At 31.1% G+C, this 22,029-nt stretch carries 16 protein-coding genes; 9 read left to right on the top strand and 7 right to left on the bottom strand.

Annotated features, from left to right (window positions below; translation table 11 throughout):
• Position 1 precedes the first annotated feature (1 nt).
• The 5 genes from FRY74_RS10320 to FRY74_RS12910 all read left to right on the top strand — a co-directional run bounded on the left by FRY74_RS10320 (position 2) and on the right by FRY74_RS12910 (position 3,470).
• Positions 2-442: a cytochrome B gene (locus FRY74_RS10320; RefSeq protein WP_147101173.1), complete on the top strand. Its 441-nt coding sequence runs from the start codon at positions 2-4 to the stop codon at positions 440-442.
• Positions 443-445: 3 nt separating this feature from the next.
• Positions 446-1,642 (top strand): GTPase HflX, encoded by a 1,197-nt coding sequence (gene hflX / locus FRY74_RS10315; RefSeq protein WP_147101172.1) that lies wholly within the window; start codon positions 446-448, stop codon positions 1,640-1,642.
• Between the two features lie 66 nt (positions 1,643-1,708).
• Positions 1,709-2,047 carry a 30S ribosome-binding factor RbfA gene (gene rbfA, locus FRY74_RS10310; RefSeq protein ID WP_147101170.1) on the top strand — a complete coding sequence of 113 codons (339 nt, stop codon included), beginning with the start codon at positions 1,709-1,711 and terminating at the stop codon, positions 2,045-2,047.
• A gap of 2 nt (positions 2,048-2,049) precedes the next feature.
• Positions 2,050-3,258 (top strand): ABC transporter permease, encoded by a 1,209-nt coding sequence (locus FRY74_RS10305; RefSeq protein ID WP_147101168.1) that lies wholly within the window; start codon positions 2,050-2,052, stop codon positions 3,256-3,258.
• A 35-nt stretch (positions 3,259-3,293) separates the two neighbouring features.
• A complete protein-coding gene (locus tag FRY74_RS12910) occupies positions 3,294-3,470 on the top strand; it encodes a hypothetical protein (protein WP_170228007.1) in 177 nt (58 codons plus the stop codon).
• Between the two features lies 1 nt (position 3,471).
• Here the strand turns inward: FRY74_RS12910 and FRY74_RS10300 are convergent, their stop codons facing one another.
• Genes FRY74_RS10300 through FRY74_RS10290 form a run of 3 tightly spaced genes read right to left on the bottom strand, consistent with a single transcriptional unit; the run spans position 3,472 to position 10,213 of the window.
• Positions 3,472-5,757 (bottom strand): tetratricopeptide repeat protein, encoded by a 2,286-nt coding sequence (locus FRY74_RS10300; protein ID WP_147101166.1) that lies wholly within the window; start codon positions 5,755-5,757, stop codon positions 3,472-3,474.
• Positions 5,754-7,910: a tetratricopeptide repeat protein gene (locus tag FRY74_RS10295; protein ID WP_147101165.1), complete on the bottom strand. Its 2,157-nt coding sequence runs from the start codon at positions 7,908-7,910 to the stop codon at positions 5,754-5,756. Before FRY74_RS10295 ends, FRY74_RS10300 begins: the two co-directional genes overlap by 4 nt.
• A 26-nt stretch (positions 7,911-7,936) precedes the next feature.
• The gene (locus tag FRY74_RS10290) at positions 7,937-10,213 is read right to left on the bottom strand and encodes a tetratricopeptide repeat protein (protein ID WP_147101163.1); all 2,277 of its coding nucleotides are present in this window, start codon (positions 10,211-10,213) and stop codon (positions 7,937-7,939) included.
• A 158-nt stretch (positions 10,214-10,371) separates the two neighbouring features.
• Between FRY74_RS10290 and FRY74_RS10285 the strand changes: the two genes are divergently transcribed.
• Complete coding sequence (locus FRY74_RS10285; protein WP_147101161.1) at positions 10,372-12,999, top strand: M1 family metallopeptidase; 2,628 nt, start codon at positions 10,372-10,374, stop codon at positions 12,997-12,999.
• A gap of 74 nt (positions 13,000-13,073) precedes the next feature.
• Here the strand turns inward: FRY74_RS10285 and FRY74_RS10280 are convergent, their stop codons facing one another.
• The 3 genes from FRY74_RS10280 to FRY74_RS10270 all read right to left on the bottom strand — a co-directional run bounded on the left by FRY74_RS10280 (position 13,074) and on the right by FRY74_RS10270 (position 16,292).
• On the bottom strand, positions 13,074-14,669 hold the full coding sequence (locus FRY74_RS10280) for a GIN domain-containing protein (RefSeq protein ID WP_147101159.1): 1,596 nt from the start codon (positions 14,667-14,669) through the stop codon (positions 13,074-13,076).
• A gap of 109 nt (positions 14,670-14,778) precedes the next feature.
• A complete protein-coding gene (locus FRY74_RS10275) occupies positions 14,779-15,810 on the bottom strand; it encodes a hypothetical protein (RefSeq protein ID WP_147101157.1) in 1,032 nt (343 codons plus the stop codon).
• A complete protein-coding gene (locus FRY74_RS10270) occupies positions 15,807-16,292 on the bottom strand; it encodes an RNA polymerase sigma factor (protein ID WP_147101155.1) in 486 nt (161 codons plus the stop codon). The genes FRY74_RS10275 and FRY74_RS10270 overlap by 4 nt, the downstream gene beginning before the upstream one ends.
• 167 nt (positions 16,293-16,459) lie before the next feature.
• On the opposite strand from FRY74_RS10270, the gene rlmF reads away from it, so the two are divergent.
• Positions 16,460-17,431, top strand: a complete 972-nt coding sequence (gene rlmF, locus FRY74_RS10265) for a 23S rRNA (adenine(1618)-N(6))-methyltransferase RlmF (protein ID WP_147101154.1) — start codon at positions 16,460-16,462, stop codon at positions 17,429-17,431.
• Position 17,432: 1 nt separating this feature from the next.
• Here rlmF and FRY74_RS10260 read toward each other — a convergent pair whose 3' ends face one another.
• On the bottom strand, positions 17,433-18,455 hold the full coding sequence (locus FRY74_RS10260) for a radical SAM/SPASM domain-containing protein (RefSeq protein ID WP_147101152.1): 1,023 nt from the start codon (positions 18,453-18,455) through the stop codon (positions 17,433-17,435).
• A 64-nt stretch (positions 18,456-18,519) separates the two neighbouring features.
• Here FRY74_RS10260 and FRY74_RS10255 point away from each other — a divergent pair, with 64 nt between their 5' ends.
• Together FRY74_RS10255 and dinB are read left to right on the top strand one after the other, a co-directional pair.
• Positions 18,520-20,937 carry a DUF5686 and carboxypeptidase-like regulatory domain-containing protein gene (locus FRY74_RS10255; RefSeq protein ID WP_170228006.1) on the top strand — a complete coding sequence of 806 codons (2,418 nt, stop codon included), beginning with the start codon at positions 18,520-18,522 and terminating at the stop codon, positions 20,935-20,937.
• Positions 20,938-22,020: a DNA polymerase IV gene (gene dinB / locus FRY74_RS10250; RefSeq protein WP_147101148.1), complete on the top strand. Its 1,083-nt coding sequence runs from the start codon at positions 20,938-20,940 to the stop codon at positions 22,018-22,020.
• Positions 22,021-22,029: the final 9 nt, after the last annotated feature.

The following is a 22,029-nucleotide window of genomic DNA, read 5'->3' as shown; positions in this document are numbered from 1 at the left end:
TATGTACAATGGAATGCTTCATGCACACTCAGGACTAAGATGGCTAGTATTAATCTTTTTAGTTATAGCAATTATTAAATCATTTGCTGGTTGGTTTGGTAAAAAAGACTACAATAAATCCGATAATTTAATTGCGCTGTTACTACTAAGTTTTACTCATACTCAAATGATAATTGGAGTTGTCCTTTATTTTATAAGCGAAAAAGTAGTAGCAATTGGTGATGCAATGAAAGATAGCGTATTGAGATTTTGGGCTATGGAACATGGTGTAACGATGTTAATCGCAATTGCTTTAATTACAATTGGTAGAGTAAAATCTAAAAAAGCAACTGAAAGCGTTTATAAATTTAAGAAAGGAGCTATTTTTTATACTATTGCCTTTATACTTATTTTGTGGGCTGGATTAATTAAACCAACTTTAGTTGGTGGAGGAATGTTTTAATAAATGAAAGGTAACTTACATATTACAAACGAAGCGGTAGTTGAAAAAGCAATACTAGTTGGTGTTATTACACAAAACCAAAACGAGACTCAGTTAAAAGAATATTTGGATGAATTATCATTTTTAGCTGAAACGGCTGGTGCAATTGAAGTAAAACGATTTACACAAAAAGTAACACATCCTGATCCGAAAACATTTGTTGGAAAAGGAAAACTTGAGGAAATTTTAAATTACATTCAAGAAAACGAAGTACATGTTATCATTTTTGATGATGAACTATCTCCTTCACAAGCAAGGAATATTGAAAAAGTAATAGAAATTAAAGTGCTTGATAGAAGTAGTTTAATTCTAGATATTTTTGCTAGTAGAGCACAAACTTCTAATGCTAGAACTCAAGTTGAATTAGCTCAATGTCAGTATTTATTGCCTCGTTTAACAAGAATGTGGACTCACTTAGAAAGACAAAAAGGTGGGATTGGGTTACGTGGTCCAGGGGAAACACAAATTGAAACAGATAGACGTATTATTTTAAATAAAATCGCTTTACTTAAAGAAAAATTAAAGACGATAGATAAGCAAAAATCAACCCAACGTAAGAAACGTTTACAAATGGTTCGAGTATCATTAGTTGGTTATACCAATGTTGGTAAATCAACAATGATGAATATGCTAAGCAAATCGGAAGTATTTGCTGAAAACAAACTTTTTGCAACACTTGACACCACAATCAGAAAAGTAGTTATTGAAAATTTACCTTTTTTGCTAACTGATACTGTTGGGTTTATCAGAAAATTACCTCACCATTTAATTGAATCATTTAAATCTACTTTAGATGAAGTAAAAGATTCAGATGTTTTAGTTCATGTGGTTGATATTTCTCATTCTAATTTTGAAGATCAAATTCAAGTTGTAAATGAAACTCTTGCAGATTTAGAAGCGCTAGATAAACCCACAATTATGGTTTTTAACAAAATTGATGCTTTTACCTACGAGAAAAAAGATGAAGATGATTTAACCCCTGAAACAAGGGAAAACTACTCATTAGATGACCTTAAAAAAATGTGGATGAGTAAAAGTAATCATCCAACAGTTTACATTTCGGCAACTAATAAACTTAATATTGAAGAATTAAAATCAGTTCTTTACGAAGAGATTAAAAGTGTGCACTTAAGAATGTATCCTCATCAATTATTGTATTAATCTCTATATTCTTCTAACCATTCATTTTAGAATAAGTATCTAATTTAGAATTTATAACTTTGCTCCATGAGTTCACTAAGACAAAATAAAGTATCTCGATTATTACTTAAAGAATTAAGTATTATTTTCCAGCAGAATGGTACCGATTGGTTTCCTAACACCATGATTAGTGTTACTGTAGTTAGAGTTTCTCCTGATTTAAGTTTTGCAAAAGTTTACCTAAGTATTTTTGGGGCAACCGAACCTATAGACTGTGTAAAAGGGGTAAATGAAAATTCTAAAATGATAAGAGGTTTGTTAGGGAAAATAATAAAAAAACAACTTCGAATTGTTCCTGAAATTGCGTTCTATTTAGATGACTCTTTAGACTATGCTGAAGCTTTAGATGAAGCGCTAAAACAATAACATTGAACGTTCCTTTTTACATAGCGAAACGATATTTAATATCTAAAAAATCGCACAATGTAATCAATATTATTTCTTGGATTTCTGTTGCAGGAATTGGAGTTGGAACATTAGCTTTAATTGTCGTTTTGTCTGCTTTTAACGGCTTACAAACATTAGTAGAAGACCTTTACGCTTCTTTTGATCCAGACATTAAAATTACAGCTGTAACCGGCAAAACTTTTCATATTTCAGATTTTCCAAAAGAAGAAATTGCAAGCCATAAAGATGTCGAATTCTGTTTAGAATCGATTGAGGATGTTGCCCTTTTTAAATACAATGATAAACAAACTGTAGCTACCTTAAAAGGTGTTGACCCTTCGTTTTATAAAATGACAGGGCTAGATTCTTTGATGTTTGAAGGTAAAGTTCGATTTGATGATGAGGAAACAAATTATTTACACTTGGGTTATGGAATCGCTGATAACTTATCTTTATATCTTGGAAGTAAATTTCAAGAAAAGGTAAGTGTAATTGTTCCAAAAAGAGGAAATAAAAAATCTTTTGTTCCAACTGATGAGTTTAATCGAAAATACGCTAGTGCTGCAGGTGTTTTTTCTGTAAGTCCTGATTTCGATTCTAAATATGTTTTATCTTCTTTGTCGTTTGCTCAAGAGTTGTTGAATCATAAAAACAAAATATCTTCAATTGAATTAAAAATAAATACTAATGCAAACCTTGATATGGTTAATAATGAAATAAAGGTGATTGTTGGTGCAAATTATAAGGTGCAAACTCGTTATGAATTAAATGAATTAATATTTAAAACCAACGAAACTGAAAAATGGATTACTTTTTTAATTCTAACATTCATTCTAATTATTGCTTCATTTAATATTGTTGGTTCTTTAACCATGCTTATTATTGATAAGAAAAAAGATGTTTGGATTTTAAAAACAATGGGTGCAAACAACTCCTTAATTCAAAAAATATTTTTTGCTGAAGGCATGCTTATAAACTTGCTTGGCGCTTTTACGGGAATGGTTTTAGGCGCATTAATTTGTTGGGTTCAACAAACATTTGGCTTACTTAGACTTAATGGAGGTATTGTAGATTTTTATCCCGTTGAATTACAGCTTATGGATTTTATAAATGTAACCGGTATTGTTTTAGTAATTGGATTACTAGCCTCTTGGTATCCGGCACGGATTTTGACGAAAAAACATTTGTAAAACAATCGTATTTTTGAATTTTAAAAATAATAATCATGAAAAAATTATCAATATTCGCAGGTGTATTAATGTTTACGTTAGTAAGTTGTAAAACTTCATCTACAACAACATCATCAACTGATAATACTACTAATGAAGAAACAGTTAAGCCAACTGAGACTTCGCCAAAAAAGCCTACCAACCTTAAAAGTTTAACGTATCCAACGGAGTAAATTAAATTTTAACTCCAATTACACAAACATCATCAATTTGTTCTAAATTACCTTTCCAGGTTTCGAATGATTCGTTAATTAATTGTTTTTGCTTCTCTATTGATTCGTTTTGGATGGTAAGTAACAGTTTTTTGAAATTAGCTGTTTTAAACTTTTTCCCTTTTTCTCCTCCAAATTGATCTACATAACCATCAGAGAAAATGTAAATGGTATCTCCTTTTTGTAATTCAAAGGTGTGAGTAGTATAAGGTAACAACTCATCAAACTTTCCTATTGGTTGCTTATCGGCTTTTGTTTCTATTATTTCCCCATTTCTAATTATCCATAAAGGATTATTGGCTCCTGCGTACTTTAAAGTATTGCCTTCTAATGAACAAAGAGCTATATCCATTCCGTCTTTTACTTCTTCTTCACTTTTTTCAAACTCAGCAATTACTATTTCTCGAGTTTTATTAAGTATTTCTCCAGGGTCTTTCAATCCATATTCACGAACGCTTCTATTTAACCCATTATTACACACTACACTTACCATTGCTCCGGGTACTCCATGACCGGTGCAGTCGGCGGCTGCAAAAAGCACTCTGCCTTCCTTGTGCTCCATCCAATAAAAATCTCCTGCAACAATATCTTTTGGTTTATATAAAATAAAACTATCTGGTAAATACTCTTTTATGGTTTTATTAGAAGGCAAAATAGCCGACTGAATTCTTTTTGCGTAACGAATACTATCTGTTATTTCTTGATTTTTATCCTCTAATTCATGATGGGCGCTTTCTACTTCTTTTTTCTGGATTTCAATTAACTCTTTTTGTTTACGAGTAACCTGCAATCGATTGATTACAAATATTAAAAATATAGCTACTAAAAGTAATCCGAAAGCAATTGAATAAATAATAATTTTTTGTTTTGCTTTCGATTCTTTTTCTATTGCTAAAGTTTTCTCATGCTCGGCATCATCTAAAGCTTTTTGTTTTTCATATTCATATTTAGCATGCTGAAGTAACGTAGCCTTTTGATTTTCATCATTATTAATACTATCTCGCATTTGAATTTGTAAATTTTTCATATTAAAAGCCTCCTTATAATTACCTTGCTTTTGATAAATCTGGCTTAAATTATTTGCTGCGTTTTTAATGCTTTCAGGAAACCCAATTTGATTAGCAATTTCTAAACTTTTTTTAGAGTAATTAAGTGCCTTATTCAAGTTATTATTAAGAAAATATATATAACCAATATTGTTAAGTGTGTTTGAAATTCCTTTCTTATTTTCAGATTCTTTTTGAAGGATTAAACTTTGTTCAAAGTACCTCAGTGCTAAATCATTAGAGTCACTTTCAATATAGATGTATCCTATATTATTTAAACTTTCAGCTATACCTTGTTTATTCCCCAACTCCTTTCTTAGTTTCAAGCTTTTTTCATAGCACTCTTTAGCTTTATCATTAAGCCCCATATTATATAAAATGAATCCAACATTATTTAAACTAAACGCTATTCCTTTTTTATCACCTAACTCTTCATATAATTTTAAACTTTGGCTATAGTAATTTAAAGCTTCTTCAATCGAGCCTTGATTATTATATAACATTCCAATATTATTTAAACTTTGTGCTATACCATTTTTATCCCCAATTTCTTCTCTTATTTTTAAACTTTTTAAACTATAATTTAGAGCTTCTTTAATTAAACCTTGATTTAAATACAAAAGGCCAATATTGTTTAAACTTAATGCTATCCCTTCTTTTTCATTAAGTTCAGTTCTAATCTTTAAACTTCTTTTATAATAATCGAGTGCATTATTCAACTCTCCTTTATTTTTATACAAAAACCCTATATTATTTAAACAATCTGCTAGCCCATGTTTATCATTAGTGACCTCTAACAATTTTAGGCTTTGTGTATAATAATCTAAAGCTTTCTCTATATCGCCTTCATCTCTATATATTAGTCCAAGATTATTTAGTGCATTTGCTAATGACTTTTTTAACCTTTTATCCTGAGGCTGTTTTTTAATTGCTTTATTAATTAGCTGATATTGATAAAATTGATATTTAACCCAGTAAGCGCTGACCATATTTTCACAAATACCATTAAGTGCAATTACTTTAGAGGTGTCCTGATTTGATTTATGAAATAATACTAAACAACTATCAAGCAGTATTCTGTCAGGGGCTGTTAACCCTTTTAAATCTATACTATCTACTAAATAATAGTTTTTATCAGCATAGTCTTGAGAAGCCCCAATTAGTGGCAATAAGAAAAATGATATATATATTAAACACCTCATATTTTCACTCCAATTACACAAACATCATCAATTTGCTCTAAGTTACCTCGCCAGTTTTCAAAGTTCTCGTCTATAATTGTTTTTTGTTCTTCCATTGGTTCATTTTGGATAGAAAGTAACAATTCTCTAAATGCTTTTGCTTTAAATTTTTTACCTTTTTCTCCTCCAAATTGGTCAACATATCCATCAGAGAAGATGTAAATACTATCTCCTTTTTGTAGTTCAAAGATGTGAGTAGTATAAGGTAACAACTCATCAAACTTTCCTATTGGTTGCTTATCGGCTTTTGTTTCTATTATTTCTCCATTTCTAATTATCCAAAGTGGGTTATTAGCTCCTGCATATTTTAATGTACTCCCTTCTAAACTACATAAAGCGATATCCATTCCGTCTTTTACCTCATCTTCACTTTTCTCGAACTCTGCAATTACTATTTCTCGAGTTTTATTTAAAATTTTTCCGGGGTCTGTCAAACCATATTCACGCACACTTCGGTTTAACCCATTATTACACACCACACTTACCATTGCTCCTGGCACGCCATGACCAGTACAATCTGCAGCAGCAAAAAGTATAGCGGTATCTTTTTTATTGCCTGTCGGTGATACCGACTCTAGCCAATAAAAATCTCCTGCTACTATGTCTTTTGGTTTATAAAGGATAAAACTATCTTGTAAATACTCTTTAACCACTTTAAGTGGGGGTAAAATTGCATTTTGGATGCGCTTGGCATAGGTGATAGAATCCATTATTTCTTGGTTCTTTTCTTCAAGTTCTGAATGAGCTAACTCTACTTCTGCTTTTTGCTTCTCAATTATCCCTTTTTGTTTACGCGTAACTTTTAATCGATTAAATACCACCAACAAGAATATGCCAACTAAAAAAAGACCTAATGCAATGCTATATGTTATTATTTTTTGTTTTGCTTTCGCCTCTTTTTCTATGGCTAATTGCTTATCATGTTTAGCATCATCCAAAACCTTTTGTTTTTCATATTCGTATTTTGCTTGTTGTTTCGCTGTAGCTTTTTGGCTTTCTTCATTGTTTAAACTATCCCTCATCTGTATAAATAATTTATACATTTTTAAAGATTTAGAATATTCCGATTTTTCTTCATAAACTTTACTTAACAATTCAGAAGCAGATTGTATTTCAGTAGGATATCCTAGTTCTTGTGCTATTTTTAAACTATTCTCTAGATTAATTTTTGCTTCATTAGTGTTTCCTAATGCTAAATTTGCTCTTCCGATATGACTTAATGAAATAGCAATTCCTGATTTATCTCCAATTTCTTTTCTCAAGTCTAAACTTTTCTGAAAAAAATCAATTGCCTTTAATGCTTCCCCTTGTAATAAATAAATATTGCCAATGTTAATATAAGAAAACGCACTCCCATATTTATCTCCTGCTTCTTGTCGTAATTGTAAACTTTTTTTATGAATTTCTAACGCTTTATCACTAACCCCATAAACTAGTCCTATATTATTTAAGGCATTTGCCATCTCACTTTTATCTCCAAGTTCTTCTCTAAGTTTTAAACTCCTATTTAAATACTCTAAAGCTTTTGAACTATCTCCTTGATATTTATATATAAGCCCTATGTTATTTAGAGTGACACCCATGCCATACTTGTCTTTGTTTTCCTCAAGAAATTTTAAACTTTGATGATAAATTTCAAGCGCTTTTGGTATGTCCCCCTGTTTATCATAAACAAACCCCAAATTATTTAATGTAAAAGCAACTCCTTTTTTATCATTCCTTTTTTTATCAATAGAAATACTTTTCTTATAACAGTTTATTGCTTTTTTTACATCTCCTTTTATTTCATATATAATTCCAAGGTTATTTAAAGCTCCAGACAATGATGCTGTCAGTTTATCATTTACTTCTAATGAATTATTTTTCTTTAATCCCTCTTTTATTATTTGATATTGATAGAATTGGTATTTACTCCAATCATCATGGCTCATATTTTCGCAGATATTACTTAAGGCATACACTTTGCTTGTGTCGTCATTCGCTAAATGAAATATTTTTAAACTTTCTACTATTAACTGTTTATCTTCTTCAGACAATTGAGTTAAGTCTAAACTATCTACTAAATAATAGTTTTTATCAGCATAGTCTTGCCCTAACCCAATAATAGGTAACAAAAAAAATAATATGTAAATTAAACTTCTCAAACCTTCACACCTATTACACACACATCATCAATCTGTTCTAGGTTACCTTTCCAATCCTCAAACATCTTATCTAAGATCTGTTTTTGATCTTCCATGTTTTTACCTTGTACTGATAGCAACAATTGTTTTAATGATTTAAGTTTGAATTTCTTTCCTTTTTCACCTCCAAACTGGTCGGCATAACCATCGCTAAAGGTATAAATACTATCTCCATTTTGAAGTTCTATTTCTCTTTCTGTAAATGGTTTTAGCTCTCCAGAATATAATCCTACTGGTTGTTTGTCGGCTTTGTGTTCTATCAATTCGTAACCGTCTATAATTAATGTATCTTCATTTTGATCCGTTGCTTTTCTAATAATCCAAACTGGGTTATTTGCACCAGCAAAAGTTAGTTTGTTGGTGTTTTTATCCCATACGCACAACGCTAAATCCATCCCATCTTTTTGTTGAGTATCTATACCTTTTTGCTCTAATGCTTTTATAATTTTATCACGCAACTTATTTAAAATTATTGAAGGTTGAGTGATGTTGTTTTCCACAACAATCTCATTAAAAAAGCTAATGCCCAACATGCTCATAAACGCACCAGGAACACCATGCCCAGTACAGTCGGCAGCCACCCAAATGGCTAAGTTAGTTTCGGTATGAAAAGCCCAAAAGAAATCGCCACTCACCACATCTTTGGGTTTTAGCAACACAAAATGTTCTGATGATATTTGATTCCAATATTCATCGCTTGTTAAGAGCGCTGTTTGTATTCGTTTTGCGTAATTTATACTGTCTGTAATTTCTTGATGCTGCTCTTCTACAATTTCTTTTTGGTGTGTTATTTCTTTATTCTTTTGGGTTAACAACACATTATTTCTTTTCCGTTGTTGATTTACTCGATAAACAAAAATTAAAAACCCAAGTAAAATAATCCCAACTCCTAACGACCCAAATAATTGAATGGATTTACGCTTCGATTCTTCACCGGCTTTTTCAAGCTCAATATCTTTAATTGCATTGGTTTTATTTAGCAATTCTATTTCTTGCTCTTTACGTTCACTTTGGTATTTTTTCTCTAACTCATTAATTAATTCTGTGTTTTCTTTATTGGTAACACTATCCGCCAATGTTATATATTGCGATTGATGATAATATGCTTTTTCAAACTTTTTAAGTTTTTCGTAAGCCATTGACAATCCTTTATGCGATTTAATCACATAATCCATATACCCAGTATTTTCAGCATTAGTTAATGCTTCTTGGTATAAGTTTAATGCTTTGTTATATTCACCTCTTTTGTTATAAATTTTAGCGGCTGCAATTTGCGATACAGCAATTTTACCAAAACTTCCAATTTCAGTTTTAATTTTAATTGCTTTCAAAGCATATTCAAGTGCCTTATCATCATTATTAGTTAGTTCGTAATTAACACTTATATTATTATAACACTGAGCAATTAATGGTTTATCTCCTAGTTCTAAAAAAATATCTAACGCTTCAAAAAAATGTTTGCGAGCTTCATCATATTTTTCTAAATAATCATATGCAGTACCTTCACTAGTAAGAGCTATTCCATAATGCTTTTTAGCTTTTATTGCCTTGGCTAATTTTTTCTGTTTTGTATAAACTTTTAATGCTTCAGTATAGTTTTTTTGTCCGATATATATAAGTCCAATGTTAGCCATTGTTCCAATGGCCATATTGGTATCTTTTAGATTTTCATAAATTTCAATCGCTCTTAAATATAACTTAATTGCCTCAGTTGGATTTCCTGCAATGTCATGCATAATTCCTGTATTGTTAAACGATTGTCCAGCACCAATACTATCTCCAATTTGAATTTTTATTTCTCCTGATTTTTCAAAATTTTCTCGCGCTTTTTCATATTCACCGGCATAATAATAAGCGATTCCAATATCGTTATATCCTTCTGCAACGCCATTTTTATTCTTTCGTTTTTCATGAGTTTTTTGTGCTTTAGTATAATATTCAACAGCTAATGGATATTTTCCAACTGCTTGAGCTGTTAATGCATATTCTCGATAAGCTTCAGCAGTTTCTTTTTGATTAGAAATTTTCTTAGCTAAATCAATCGCTTTTTGATTATAATAAAACGCAGAATCTTCATTATTTTTTCGGTGGTTAGCAGCTAATTGCTCAAAAACCAATATCTTAACCGTATCGTGAGCGTTTGATTGAATAACTTGTTGCAAACTATCGTTAGTAGAACCCAACAAAAGAGTAGTAATAAAAGTTGTTGTAAGAAAAAGAAGGTATTTCAACATCTGTTTACATTTCAGCTATTCAATAATACAAATTATTGATGAGTTTAACCAACTCAATACCAACTTCTTCAATCAATATTTCCACTCATCATTATTTGGTTGAAAATAAGCAATTAATTAAGCATCTTTGTCGGCTATAAAACTAACTAAAGAACATCATGACTAACAAAGCACTATTAATTGCCTCGGCAATGTTATTTATATTTGGTTGTAAACCTACCGAAACTATTAATTTACCAGAGCAGGTAATTGAAATTAATGATCCAAACAAACTTCCTGAACGAGCTGTTTACCAAGCATCAAATACTAAACTTTTTGATTTGTTACACACTAAGCTAGATGTAAAATTTAATTGGGAAAAAGCTTATTTATATGGAAAAGCTGAGCTTACGTTAAAGCCTTATTTTCATGCTAATAATACATTAGCCTTAAACGCACGTGGCTTTGATATTAATAAAGTACAATTAGTTGGAGAAGAAAATATTGATTTAAAATACAATTATGATGGGTTAATGTTAATTGTTGACCTAGATAAAGAATATACACGAAATGACACTTTAAAGTTATTCGTTGATTATACCGCTAAGCCTGATGAATTAACATTAGGTGGAAGTGATGCTATCTCTTCAGATAAAGGATTGTATTTTATTAATCCTAGAGGAGAAGAAAAAGATAAACCTCAACAAATTTGGACACAAGGAGAAACGCAATCAAATTCTGCTTGGTTTCCAACTATTGATTCTCCAAACGAAAGATGTACTGGAGAAATTGCAATAACTGTTGAAGATAAATATAAAACCCTTTCTAACGGAATTTTGAATCTTCAAACCATTAATGCAGATGGAACAAGAACAGATTATTGGGAAATGGATCAACCACATGCTCCGTATTTGTTTATGATGGCTATTGGAGAGTTTTCAGTTACAAAAGAAACTTGGAATGGAATTGATGTAGATTATTATTTAGAGAAAGATTACGCGCCATACGCTAATGATATTTTTGGCTTAACTACCGAAATGTTAGAGTTTTATTCAAAAAGGTTAGGCGTAACTTATCCTTGGAAAAAATACAGCCAAATTGTTGTTCGTGATTACGTTTCTGGAGCAATGGAAAATACCACAGCGGTTATTCATGGTGAATTTGTACAACAAACAAAAAGAGAGCTAATAGATGGAAGCGCAGGAGAAGATGTTATTGCGCATGAGTTATTTCACCATTGGTTTGGCGATTTAGTTACTTGCGAGTCATGGTCAAACCTTCCTTTAAACGAATCGTTTGCTACTTATGGCGAGTATTTATGGAACGAATATAAATATGGCTTAGATAAAGCAGACTACGGCTTAAGAAATGACCTGTCGTCATACTTACAAGAAGCTCAAGATAAGCAAGTAGATATGATTAGGTTTGATTTTGAAGCAAGAGAAGATATGTTTGATGCTCACTCATACCAAAAAGGAGGAAGAATATTACATATGCTCAGAAACTACTTGGGTGACGATGCTTTTTTTGAATCATTAAAATACTACTTAAACAAACACCAATTTACTGATGTAGAAATGCACGAACTTAGAATTGCATGTGAAGATGTTTCTGGAGAAGATTTAAACTGGTTTTTTAATCAATGGTTTTATGCGAGCGGACATCCAATGTTAAATATAAATTATGAATATAACGATTCACTAAAAATTCAAAATATATACATTAATCAAGAGCAAAACTTTAACACTACACCGCTATATAAATTACCTATTGCTATAGATATTTATGTTGAAGGAAAAGTTGAACGCAAAGAGGTGGTTATTGATAAAGCTTTAAATGTATTCTCTTACGAAATGAGCTCTAAACCTGATTTAGTAAATGTTGACGGAGATAAAATGCTATTGTGTGAAAAAGTTGATAGCCATACTAACGAAGAGTGGGTTTATATGTATGCAAATGCTCCAAAATATTTAGATAGGTATGAAGCAATAAAAAAGTTAGCCGAAGTAAATGAACCTTTCGCTACAAAAATAATTATTGATGCTGTAGGTGATAAATTTGAACACATTCGTAGAACTGCTATAAGAAGTTTAGACAATGCTATTAAAACCAGTCCTGATGAAGTGAAAGCTAAACTTATTGCTTTAATTAATATAGAAGAAAATACTAGGGTTAAAGGAGATGCAATAGGTGTATTAGCTAAACATTTTTCTGATGATGCTGCTACTATAGAAATTGTAAAAAAAGGAGTTGAAGAAGATTCTTATTACATCGCTGGTAAATCATTAAATGCATTAGCCTATTCAAGCAAGGAAGACGCTTTAACTTATGCGAAAAAGTATGAAAAGGAAACAAACGTTTCACTAATAAATGCTGTAGCTACTGTATATGAAAAACATGGCGGTCCAGAGCAAAATAAATTTTTTATCGAAAAATATCCTCAACTTAATGGATTTGGTAAATACAACTTTATTTCATCTTATGGTAATTATTTACAAAAACAGCCTGACAACGTGATTGAGGAAGCTTTGCCTTTATTAGAGGAAGTTTCGATTAAAGAGGAAGCTTGGTGGATGAGAATGACAGGAATTAATGCTGTTGCAGAACTTGAAAATAAATATGTTCAACAGATAATCGATTATAAAACAGATTTAAAAACTTTAAAACCCGATTCGCAAGAAGCAGTTGATTTAAATACAAAAATTGAAATCGCTGAAAAACAACAAAAACAATTAATGACAATTATTAATAAAGTTAAAGAAACCGAAACTAATCCGAGATTAAAACAAATTTTAGGTATAAAATAAAACCAAAAAACCCATCAGAATTGATGGGTTTTTTATTTGCACTAACTAAACAGGAAGGAAAAAAGGGGTACTAACTAAAATCCTATTAAGGCCATACCAACACTAAAAGCGTGTAATTCTGGTCCTCTATTATTTTCAAACAATGGAGTTAAACTATACGTGGCAAAAGCTGTAAACCATCCATAACCTACTCTGGCTGTTAAATCAACTTTAAAAGGGTTTGTATTAAAGTTTTGAGTGTCTTTATACTTTTGTGTATCACCATTCTCTTCATACTTATATTTCATTTTTGTTTTAAACTTATAGCCTAAAATAGCTCCTGTAGAAACATGAAAAGATTTATTTTTATGTTGCCCAGTGTTTATTTCAAACAAAAAAGGAGCTGTAATGTAAAATGTTTTAAATCTGTTTTTAGAATAACTTAAAGTTGTGTCAACAATTCCCCACGTATATTCTTCATTAAATGGAGTTAACGTATTGTTTACAAATGAACCTCCATCAGCAATTAAACTAACGTTATTTCTTAACTCATAATTATTATATTCCAAACCTAATCCAGTAACTAAACCTACATGGTGTTCTTTTAATTTAAAAAAATGTTCCCAAAAGTTTATTCCTAATTTCCATGATTTAGCATAATCTAACTCCATAAATTGAGTTACTTTTTTGGGGTCAGCCGCTTCAAGACTAGGATCATTTTTTAGGTCGAAACTACCTGAAGAATTTACAAAACCATTTATACCTAAATCAATTCCTGCCCAATGGTTTCTTCTTTTTTTAGGTTCTCTTTTAATTGACACATTATCATCGATAATTAAAATTTGAGTGTTTCTCCATTTTACTCTTGTTGTATCATTAATAACACTTACATTATTATTGGCAGTATTTACATTTACACTTTCGTCATCACTAACTCTTACTCCCGTTTTACCAACTATTACATTTACATCTTCGCTATTATTGCTATTCCCAATAGTAATATTTAACCCTCCTTCTTCACCTTTAACATCAGATGCTCCAGATTTTGATATAACACTTACTGGAGGATTTCCATATACATTTACATCAGAAGCTCCAGTTGCTGATCCATAAATTTCTTCAGCTGCATAAACACTTACATTAGAAGCTCCTGAAGTACTAATTTCTACTTTATTTGCTTGAAAGTTTTTTGCTTTAAGTGTTGAAGCTCCTGATAATGAAGGGCTAAAAGTTTTTGCAAATCCTTTTAGTATTGTTTCACTTGCTCCAGAAGAAGTTAATTTAACATCTTGTGCATTTACATCTAATTCAAGACTGGAAGCTCCACTTGTTTTAATTGTAAAGTTGTTAGCATTTATTGCATTATTTGCTTTTACTGATGATGCCCCACTTACTTCAACAGAATTAAGCGTTTGGTAACTAATGGTTAATCTCATATCATTTGCTGCTTTTACTTTCCCTTTTACATAAACATTAAGCACATCTCCGTTTACTTCTGTAATAATGTTTTCAATATATTGCTCAGGTACACCTTCTATTTTAACAGAACTTGAAGGACCTTCTATTAATTCAACATTGAACGCTGATGAAATTTTTACTCCTGTAAAACTTTCTAAACTTCTTTCTACACCTTGGCTAAAACCTAATGAGGTTAATACAAAGAATGAGATTATAAATGCTAATTTTTTCATGATTATCTATTTTTAATGTTTTTTGTTTTTATAGCTATTAAAACAAGTATTTATTGTTGTTTGATAATGTGACGAACTGAGGTTTGAATTTGTTACAACTCCAACGAAATTATTTTCTAACTTTTTTAGAAAATGAGAAACCGCCTATATTTAAAGCATATTGTTCTGTCTCATCTTCATCATTTTTAGTTTTATCTACACGTGCATTTTTACCAGCAACTTTAGCCAATAAATCAACCACCATAATTTCTGCTTTCTTATTCGGCTCAGGTTGTTCATCTTTTAGTACTTTTTTCTGCGCTTCTTTTTTCAAAAACTGACCAACACTTAACGGCTCTCCTTTTACTTCCTTTTCGATTTGGATGTTATTCTCTGCTAACAAAACTTCTTCTTCATAAATTGTTGGCAGTATCGTTATGCTGTCTTTTTCATTTATTGGTTCTTGTTCTGCAACTAAATTGTTTTCGATAGGTTGTTCTTCTTTAATTGTTGGTTTTACTTTTTTCTTTTCAACTTTTATTGGAGTTGTATTTACTTTTTTAGCTACCTGAATGGTCTCATTGTCTAAAAATTCCTTTTCAATAGGTTTTGGCAATTCTTCCACTTCACTGCTATTCTTTTTAAATTCTAATTCTTTGTTATCCGCAAAATTATTTTGCGTTTTCTGAACACCATCAGTATTCATATTTCTTATTAAGAAGAACGCGATTAGAATTGCGGCAGCAGAGGTCGCCCACCAATACATTGGAATAATTTTTCTTTCTCTTTTTAATGATTCTTTGTTTTCAAAAATAACTGGCGTTGGTTTTAATACTGTTTTTTGATACAGTAAAAAAGCTTTTTCGGTGACATTATCTTCTTCTATTGCTTCTTGTAATTCTTTACTTTGATCAACAGAGTTTAATCCTTCAATTTCAGCAATCATTAAGTTTTCTAAAACTTCTTTCTTCAAATCATCTTTACCTTCAAATACTATGTCTTCTATCGGTAAAGCAACTTCGCCCAACTCCTCTAAATCATGTTTTAGGTCAGGATTTTGCTCAAAAAACAACATCAATTCCGCTACCATATCAGCAGAAAGGTTCTGCTCCATATAGTCAAGCAAAAATGCTTCGTAGTTATTTTTGTTAATTAAGCTCATAAAACCTGTTCTATACTTCCTAAATATTGTTTTAAAAATTTTCGTGCTCTAAATATGTAAACCTTTACTTGCGACTCTGAAAGCTTAGTTATTTCAGCTATTTCATCGTAAGCATAACCTTCATAATCTCTCAACATTATTACTGCTTTTTGATCTTCTGGTAATTTATTTATTGCTTCTTCCAGCACTTCTTGTAAATCAGAATACTGACTATCTACACTATAACTTTCTTCTTTAACCTCGCTAAAATTTCCTTGTCTTTTTTCCTTTCTGGTTACATCTATTAAGGTATGGTATGCCGTTGTAAACAAATAAGATTTTTCTTTTCCTTCCTGCACATCGTCTTTCTTATTCCAAAATTTTTCAAACGTATCTTGAATTATATCCTTAGCCTTATCCTCGTCCTTAATGTTTTTCAACACAAAGCGATAAAGATTATCGGAATAATCATCCACACATTTATTAAATTCCCTTACTGTCAACGTTCTGTTTTGTAGTGTTTGTGAATGTGACGCTCACAACTATTAAAAAGTTACAACTGTTTTATAAAAAATTTATAAAACCCAATTTTATACCAAATTACTTTTATTTTTGAGTCTAGTAAAATCAATGTTTTTCTTTTAGTTGAACCTAAATTTATTTTCTGATAATGAACCCTAAAAAAAAAGTACACCCAAAAGAAAAAACTAAAATACACTCAAGAAGTAAACATCGTGGGCGATACGATTTTAAAGCATTGTTGAACGTTTGCCCTGAGTTAAAAACTTTTGTAATCATTAATAAATACGATGATGAAACAATTGATTTTGCTAACCCAAAAGCAGTTATAGCACTAAACAAAGCTTTACTAATGTTCCATTACGGAATTAGTTATTGGGATATTCCTGAAAATTATTTATGCCCTCCAATACCTGGAAGAGCAGATTACATACACTATGCTGCTGATTTGTTAGGTAATTCTAATTATGGAAAAATACCCTTTGGTAAATCTATAACTTGTTTAGATATTGGTGTAGGAGCAAGTTGTATTTACCCTATTATTGGGACTTCAGAGTACAATTGGTCTTTTATCGGTACAGACATTGATAAAGCATCTTTAGCTTCTTCTCAACAGATAATTGATACAAACTCAAATTTAGTTGGAAAGGTTGAATTAAGATTACAGCCCAAAATCAATGATATTATTTATGGTGTTTTAGGGAAAGATGAAGCTGTTGATGTAATGATATGCAACCCTCCTTTTCATAGCTCTGAAGAAGTTGCAAAAGCTGGAACATTAAAAAAGTTAAAAAACCTCAACGACAAGAAAACAGATGAAGTTGTTTTAAATTTTGGAGGTCAGCAAAACGAATTATGGTGCAAGGGTGGTGAGAAAAAATTTGTCGGTGACTATATCAGACAAAGTAAAAATTTTAGCGAAAATTGTTTTTGGTTTACTTCGCTAATCTCTAAAAAAGATAACCTTAACAACATTTACGATGCGCTAAAAAAAGTTGATGCAATTGAAGTAAAAACTATTCCGATGGGGCAAGGCAACAAAATTAGTAGAATTGTAGCTTGGACTTTTTTAACTCCAGAACAACAAAAAGAATGGCGAGACAAAAAGTGGAATAAAGCTTAATCTACTCCCACACTTTTGTGCCCTCTGTACAGTTTTGGCAAATATCTATAGCTTGACGATTGGTAAGTAAGGCTTTTCTAAACCCAACATACTTATCGTTCTGCCAAATATTTTTCAGCGAATTTTGTGCTAAATCACCTAATTGATGTTTGGCATCTTTATCAAAACAACAAGGAACAATTTTGCCGTCCCATGTTACCACACAACTGCTCCACATCCGCCAACACTCATTTAACATTTTGTTTTTTAATCGGAAAGTACCGTCTTTTTGTTTTTTGTAACGCGAGTATTTTTCGATTGTTGGCATTAATTCGTTGCCGTTTTTATAATCATACAATTGTGCCGTTTTAAAACGAATTTCATCTACTCCCATTTCTGTTGCCAATTGTTTTGCATCTTCAATTTGATGTTCGTTTGGTTTTACCACCAAAAACTGAAAAATTACATAGGGTGTTTTAGAATTTAACTCCTTTTTCCATTTCAAAATGTTTCGAGTACCTTCTAAAACTTTTGCTAATTCACCTTGCTTTCTATAACTTTCATAGGTTTCTTGTGTTGTCCCATCAATAGAAATAGTTAACCTACTTAATCCTGACTCTACTGTTTCTTTGGCTTTTTTATCGGATAAAAAATGAGCATTGGTTGATGTTGCGGTATAAATATTTTGCTGGTTAGCATAACCAACCATATCCAAAAAATTAGGATTAATAAACGGCTCGCCTTGAAAATAAAAATTAAGATAAAAAGCATGCTGCTTAGCCTCATCAATCACCTTTCTATAAAAATCTGTTTTTAAATTTCCTTCAGGACGAGTAAACTGTTTAAGTCCACTTGGGCATTCGGGACAGCCTAAATTACAAGCGGTAGTTGGTTCAATTGTTATACTTAATGGTAATCCTTTAGCTTTTTGAGTATTAAAATGCTTTGCTAAATAAAAACTTATATAAACTTTTAGAGCATTTACAATACGGCTAAAATTTAGTTTCCTAATTAAATTAAACGTATCATTAAATCCTGTTGTCATATCTCAAAAATACGAAATAGTATTTGCTGAAATAATAGTAAATTCACTTCGTAAAAATATTACATTGAAACACTTCTTAAGTATACTTTTTGGGCTATTTAGCCTTGTTACAATTTATGGCCAAAACACCATTAAAGGGAAAGTTATTGACGAAAAAACAAAAGAAGCCTTACCATTTGTAAATATTATTGACAATAATAACAATGGAGCTACAACCGACATAGATGGTAATTTTAGTATAGTCTCAACTAAATCTATTAACTCCTTAAAGTTTAGCTATGTTGGCTATCAAGTTGCAGAAATCAATGTTTCCAATCAACAATACATTGTAGCAAAATTAACCTCAACCAGTTATGAATTAAACGAATTCGTTTTATTACCAGGCGAGAACCCTGCACATAGAATTATTAATAATGTAGTTGCCAACCGAAAAATACATAATCCGGAAAAAAGCTTAGATTTTAAATACGAGTCATATAACAAACTTTATATTACTGGTGCTGTTGACACAGCTATACTGAACAACCCTGAGAAGATAAGCTCACTTGACACCAACAACCAAAAAGCAATAGAATTTTTAGAAAAACATCATTTATTTTTAATGGAATCGGTAACTGAACGAAAATATATGCAGCCCGACAAAAGTTATGAAAAAGTGCTTGCATCTAGAGTTTCAGGTCTTCAAAATAATACTTTTTCACTTATCGCTACAGAAATTCAATCGTTTTCATTTTATGAGGAAATGCTAACCGTAATGGACAATTCATATCTTAATCCGATAAGCGTAAATAGTAGCAATAAATATTTTTTCTTGATTGAAGACACAACTTTTAGTGGGTCTGATACTGTTTTTGTGATTTCTTTCCGACCAAAAAAAGGTAAAAATTTTAAAGGATTAAAAGGATTGCTTTATATTAACACCAATGGCTTTGCAGTACAAAATGTAATTGCCGAACCTGCTCAAGAAGAGGAAGGTTTTGGTGTGAAAATTCAACAACAATATGAGAAAATAGAAAACAGTTGGTTTCCCGTTCAATTAAACACCACAATTTTATTTAAAACTGCTCAAATCAACGATTTTAAAATGCTAGGAATAGGTAAATCTTACCTTAAAAACATCGAGATTAATCCCGATTTAAACAAAAAAGAATTTGGAATAATTACTACTGAAGTTGCTGATGATGTAACAAAAAAAGATGAAGCGTTTTGGTTTAAATATCGTGGCGACACCTTATCAGAAAAAGAACAAGCAACTTACCATGTGATTGATAGTGTTGGTAAAGCTGAAAACTTCGATAAAAAAATAACAGGCCTTGAAGCATTATTGACCGGAAAATTAAAATGGGGTTATGTTAATTTAGATTTGAATCGTTTTGTTAAGTATAATGATTATGAAGGGTTTCGACTAGGAGCTGGGCTTCATACAAGTTCGAAAGTGTCAAAAGTATTTTCAATAGGTGGTTATGCAGCTTATGGAACAAAAGATAAAACTGTTAAATATGGTGGTGATTTTAATACTATAATAAGCAAACAAAGTGATATTGAACTTAATTTTTCTTATCAAAAAGACGTTGTAGAACCAGGAGTCGTTCAATTTAATAGTTATGAAAAACCTTTGTTATCAGCTGCTTCTAATCGAAATTTCTATCTAAGTAGAATGAACGACAATGAAAAAATGGAAGCTCGTTTTCAATTTAGAACACTTCGTTATTTAAAAGTGTTTTTGTTTGCAAACCAAGAAAAAGTAAGTGTAACCAACAATTATTTTTATCGCAATAAAATTGATGATAACACCACCTTGTTTGTTCAGGATTATACTTTTGCAGAAGTTGGAGCAGAATTTAAATATGCCTTTAAACAAAAAGTAATTCAAACGTTGAATTATAAATACGCTAAGGCAACAAAGTATCCTATTCTTTATGCTAAGGTTGAGCAAGGGTTAAATCAAGCTGATGGTGATTATGAATACACTCGATTTACATTTAGAACCGAAAAACAATTTAATATAAAGAACATTGGTAAGCCTAAATTTTTTATTGAAACTGGCTTTATTGTTGGAGATGCTCCCATTGTGAAAATGAATACAAGCATTGGTACATTTAAACCAAAAAACTTTTTGGTTGCTACCGAAAATGCTTTCGAAACAATGCTCCCTTACGAGTTTTTCTCTGACCGTTTTGCTTCACTACACTTTAGACACAATTTTGGAAGTTTGTTGTTAAAAATCAAAAAATTTGCTCCAGAATTTGTTGTTACTACAAGTGTTGGGTATGGTGATCTTTCAAAACCTCAAAATCATGGAGGAGTTGTTTTTAAAACAATGGAGAAAGGTTTTTATGAATCGGGTATTGCGATAAATAATATTTTAAAAGCAAACTTTAGCACTTTTGGTGTTTCTGCTCATTATCGTTATGGCCCTTATCAGTTTAAGAAAGCAAGCGAAAATTTTACCGTAAAAATGAGTTTAGGATATTCGTTTTAGATGCCTGATACAATTCGTAAAATATTGCACATTGATATGGATGCATTTTATGCTTCAGTAGAGCAAAGAGACAACCCTGAACTGATAGGTAAACCAATAGCTGTTGGCGGTTCTAAAGAAAGAGGTGTAGTTGCTGCTGCAAGTTATGAGGCACGTAAATATGGTGTTCGTTCTGCAATGCCCTCGATTACTGCTTACAAAAAATGTCCTCATATTATTTTTGTAAAACCTCGCTTCGACGCCTATAAAGAAGCTTCGCGACAGATACATGAAGTATTTGCTGAATATACCGACTTAATAGAACCACTATCATTAGATGAAGCTTATTTAGATGTAACTGAAAACAAAATGAACTTAGAGTTTGCAATGGATGTCGCTCAAGAAATTAAAGATAAGATAAAAGCAAAAACAGGATTAACAGCTTCTGCAGGAATTTCATACAATAAATTTTTAGCCAAAATTGCTTCTGATTTTAACAAACCTGATGGATTTTATGTGATTACCCCAAAAATGGCTACTACTTTTGTTGAAGAACTAAAAATTGAAAAGTTTTTTGGAGTTGGAAAAGTTACAGCTCAAAAAATGCACAAACACGGTATTTTTAAGGGTGCTGATTTAAAAAATAAAAGTTTATATGATTTAGAACGTTGGTTTGGTAAATCGGGTAAATACTATTACAATGTTTCTAGAGGAATAGATAATAGGTTGGTAAATCCAAACAGAATTAGAAAATCGATTGCTGCTGAACGAACGTACAGCAGAGATATAAGTACAACCCCCTTGTTAATAGAACGAGTTAATGAAGTTGCTGACATTTTAATTAAACGCTTAAGTAAAAGTGAAACCAACGGAAAAAGCTTAACGCTAAAAGTAAAGTATGCCGATTTTAAGCAGATTACTCGAAGTAAAACCTTACCCGAGCCTATTTCTCATCAAGAAATAAAAAAAATGAGTGCTGAATTAATTGATTTAATTCCAGAAACTGAAAAAGGGATTCGCTTACTAGGTTTGCAAATTTCAAATTTTGAACAAGAAAATAACGACCAATTTTTAGGGCAATTGGAATTTGATTTTAAACCTTAACTTTCAGTA

The organism is Vicingus serpentipes, assembly GCF_007993035.1.
Classification (GTDB): domain Bacteria; phylum Bacteroidota; class Bacteroidia; order Flavobacteriales_E; family Vicingaceae; genus Vicingus; species Vicingus serpentipes.
This window is presented reverse-complemented; position numbering and strand designations above follow the sequence as displayed.

Coding starts and splice junctions, on each gene's coding strand:
- FRY74_RS10260 (WP_147101152.1), bottom strand. CDS start 18,455: ATGACAACAGGATTTAATGATACGTTTAATTTAATTAGGAAACTAAAT.
- FRY74_RS10275 (WP_147101157.1), bottom strand. CDS start 15,810: ATGAGCTTAATTAACAAAAATAACTACGAAGCATTTTTGCTTGACTAT.
- FRY74_RS10285 (WP_147101161.1), top strand. CDS start 10,372: ATGACTAACAAAGCACTATTAATTGCCTCGGCAATGTTATTTATATTT.
- rlmF (WP_147101154.1), top strand. CDS start 16,460: ATGAACCCTAAAAAAAAAGTACACCCAAAAGAAAAAACTAAAATACAC.
- hflX (WP_147101172.1), top strand. CDS start 446: ATGAAAGGTAACTTACATATTACAAACGAAGCGGTAGTTGAAAAAGCA.
- FRY74_RS10300 (WP_147101166.1), bottom strand. CDS start 5,757: ATGAGGTGTTTAATATATATATCATTTTTCTTATTGCCACTAATTGGG.
- FRY74_RS10280 (WP_147101159.1), bottom strand. CDS start 14,669: ATGAAAAAATTAGCATTTATAATCTCATTCTTTGTATTAACCTCATTA.
- FRY74_RS10320 (WP_147101173.1), top strand. CDS start 2: ATGTACAATGGAATGCTTCATGCACACTCAGGACTAAGATGGCTAGTA.
- FRY74_RS10290 (WP_147101163.1), bottom strand. CDS start 10,213: ATGTTGAAATACCTTCTTTTTCTTACAACAACTTTTATTACTACTCTT.
- rbfA (WP_147101170.1), top strand. CDS start 1,709: ATGAGTTCACTAAGACAAAATAAAGTATCTCGATTATTACTTAAAGAA.
- dinB (WP_147101148.1), top strand. CDS start 20,938: ATGCCTGATACAATTCGTAAAATATTGCACATTGATATGGATGCATTT.
- FRY74_RS12910 (WP_170228007.1), top strand. CDS start 3,294: ATGAAAAAATTATCAATATTCGCAGGTGTATTAATGTTTACGTTAGTA.